The organism is Candidatus Lokiarchaeota archaeon, from assembly GCA_014730275.1.
GTDB lineage: Archaea > Asgardarchaeota > Thorarchaeia > Thorarchaeales > Thorarchaeaceae > WJIL01.
This window is the reverse complement of record WJIL01000146.1, coordinates 1-3288: the sequence shown is the minus strand read 5'-3', so window position 1 is coordinate 3288 and position 3288 is coordinate 1. Positions and strand designations below refer to the sequence as shown.

At 46.0% G+C, this 3288-nt stretch carries 4 protein-coding genes; all 4 read right to left on the bottom strand.

Going from position 1 to position 3288, the window contains the following annotated elements; all coding sequences use genetic code 11:
• The coding region (locus tag GF309_16365) for a hypothetical protein (GenBank protein MBD3160355.1) at positions 1-833 on the bottom strand (833 nt) is incomplete at its 3' end.
• Positions 834-991: 158 nt separating this feature from the next.
• Entirely contained in the window at positions 992-1918 is a 927-nt protein-coding gene (locus GF309_16360; protein ID MBD3160354.1) for a hypothetical protein, read from the bottom strand.
• Between the two features lie 219 nt (positions 1919-2137).
• Positions 2138-2608, bottom strand: coding sequence for a tetratricopeptide repeat protein (locus GF309_16355; protein ID MBD3160353.1), 471 nt, complete (start codon positions 2606-2608; stop codon positions 2138-2140).
• Between the two features lie 88 nt (positions 2609-2696).
• Positions 2697-3288, bottom strand: a 592-nt coding sequence (locus GF309_16350; GenBank protein ID MBD3160352.1) for a 4Fe-4S dicluster domain-containing protein, incomplete at its 5' end; no start/stop codon positions are given.

Here is a 3288-nt window from a genome sequence, read left to right as displayed (position 1 = left end):
GGTGCAATCAGGACACCATTGATGATAGAAGATACCAAGAAATGGACCACAAACGACATCTGTATTAGTGGCATAAGTAGCATGTTCACGATTCCTACAACTACGAGTATGACAAGGTTGAGAATGAATTGGGCCCCAAAGACATGCCAGAATCGCGAATCGGTCAAATTGAATGCTTTTCTCATTGCATCAAATGGGCTCTTATGATCTTCATCAATAGCGATAGCGAATACAGGTGCTGCTCGAATTCCTACGTACTCAGCTACTATCGCTAACAGGAACAGTAGCAGCATCGGCCAAAGGGGTAGTGTGCCATTCATTAGAAATAGGGAGAATGCATAGCTGAGTACCGATAGCGGGCTCCCGAGTAGGAAAACTGTAAACCCTATTGCTAGTGATACGAGTAAAATGGAGATGCGCCTAAGTGAGAAACCAAACGCATCTATCACATTCCCTGCTCCTGGATTGCCGTAATCATCAAGGGTGAGCTTGACCGTTGCCGCTGTAGTGACGGTATACATCAGTAACGTCAGTATGATTGCAGTTATTCCCATCGGGATATTCCTGACTGCTGTTGCGTGACTAAAGAGCAGATTGAAAATGGCACCGCTTGGAGTCACGGGCAGATACACTATGTTGACTAAACTGGCAGGTCCGAGAATGTAAATGACTGGCACTATGTATAGAGCATATAGAATGAGCTTACTTGTCGCCATGACGCCAATGTAGCTAAGCAGTCGTCTTTTCCAAAGGCTTAGCGTTCTCAAAACGAGACCAGTCCAACCAACTGCGAAATCTTGTTTCTGACCACTAGAAAACTCTGCTTCTAGCATCAATTATGTCTCCAAGTCACTATGCTAAGGAGCAAACTTTTGGTCTCATATTTTAACATAATGCTGAAGATTTGGATAACTTGCCAATCATCAATTAGACGGCCAATTGAAAGGTGTGAAAATAAAAAAATGGGGGACTCATGACCCCCGTTATTGAACTACCACCAGTCCTCTTCGCTTTCTGCCGCCCTTGATTCAAGATCGCGGTACAAAACGGTCTGGAAGATATAGTCGACGGAGCTGAACAGAATCCCCACAATGATTGTTGATATCACGATTCCAACGAAGCCGGCAATGGAGAAGGTAAGCATTCCGATTACCAACTCCACAATAATTGTGATAATACCAACCACGAGCCCCAGCAGGAGTTGACCTCCGAATATGTGCCAGAAGTTCCCCGAGGTAAGCCCCCACGCTCTCTTAACTGCTCCAAATGCCCCTGTGTTCTCTTCTGCTATGACAACGGCAGAAACCGGTGTTAATCGAGTACCGATGTATGCGCTTAGCACCATACCTACAAGTGAAAGCAAGCTTGCAATAGCTATCAATTCGATGTCGCCGGTAAGCATGAATACAAACGTTAAGAGGGTCGGTATTTGCAGAATAAGCAGAACAAGACCGACAATGATTTGAGCTCCTATTAGGCTCCATGCCTTCCCGAAGGAATAGGAAAGGGACATATCAACATCTCCTCTACCGGGTTCACCATAATCGTCGAATGCAAGCTTGATGGCTGCTCCTCCGGCAACAGCATAGATGACCATGCTGATGATTGTCATTGGCACCAAGACGATGAACTGATCCATAGATAGCGATCCCAATTGGGCAAGAGAGGTTATCAGCGAAAAGGGACTTGTACCAATATACGGCAAAATACCAACGCCCGATGGTCCTAATAGTAGTATGAGCACAACCGAATAGAGCCCATACACCGCAAGACTGGTGATACCCATTATCGTAAGGTAGCTTGGCAATCTTCGCTTCCACAACGCAAATGTTCGTGAAACCATTCCCGTCCAACTTACAGAGAAATCGCGTCTCTGTGGTCCTGATGGTTCTGGTTCAACGCCTGAATCTATTTCCACTCCAAATGGCCTCCGTATTGTTGTTTTGCATGCCTTTGAATTGACCTGTTATATAGTTCCCGATGGACCGAAATCTATTGATGGTCAACCTACCCCGGTATGATTCTTGAGGTACAAGGACTTGAGCAACTTCAAATCCAACTGTCGAGCACTATGCTGCGAATGCGGACGGGGTTTTGTGATTTCTGCTCTAGCTCCACAAAATGGAACACAGAAGCTTCAGCCTTTGGCCTTTCGTAGCCTTTCCAAGTGGGTCTTGTAATCGTCGTCCTGAGGCTGAAGCTCAGCAGCCGTCTCAGCAGCGGCTATCGCCTTGTCCAAATTGCCTTGTTCCATATTCGCGCCTGAGAGAATGTAGTTGAGGGCGGCTTCAGTGACTGTGTCACCCACTTCTTGGGCTAATGCACCTTCAGCAACGGTGGCCGCTTCGGGCCAGTTCTTGTTTCTGACGTACGCATTAGCTAGGAAATAGCTGACTGTTGGGATTGGCTGAGCATCGTGCGCCTTCTTCAAATTGTCTATTGCTTTGTCTAGCTCTCCGGTCTCAAGATAACAGCGACCGTAGTAGTAGGCTACCCGCCAATCATCCGGAGCCATGCCTTTGGCTGACTTCAAATCTAACAGGGCGTACTTGATATTGCCTTCATCGATATTCTTCTGCACACTCTCGAGTAAGTTCTGGAGGGACACTTACATACCTCACTTGGCCGTTTGCGTCATCCAATATAAGTCAGTATGGAGATTTGAAGGCCTAAAGGACAAAACAATTTTCTGAATGCTATATCCTTTTGAATTCAATTTCCGGATTCTCCTTTCCTTTGGATATATTGTAATTGATGATCGGGCTCATGAGATTGGAATCCAGAATTGACGAGATTGACTCCTCGGGACAAGCTATCTCACAAGATAGGCAAAGAATGCAATCTTGGTCCCATTCGGGATAACCTTCCTCATCAAGATGGACATTATCTGTGGGGCAAGCATCTACGCATTTTCCACAGTGGATACAGGTTTCTTTGTCAACCACGAAGGTCCTGCTCATAAGATGATCCGTTAACCACCGCTTTGATGCCAGTCGTTCAAGACGGTACATCATTGGAGGCGATGGATCGAATGTCTCCACTCTGGCAGTTTCGTCTTGATATCTCTGTCCTATCTCATCAGCAAATTCTTTTGCTCTGCCAAGCTCTTCCTTGCTCGGATTCTCGGAGCAGAAAAGGACACCCTTTCTTGTATATCCGGGAAAGTAGTTTGTACCTCTAGATTTGAAGAATCCAAGATCTCGTCCACCCTTGTTCAGAAGTGTCTGTCTGATTTCATTGCCTGTGTCACCAACGTGGAGACTATACAGTGCAAACACAAAGAATGGT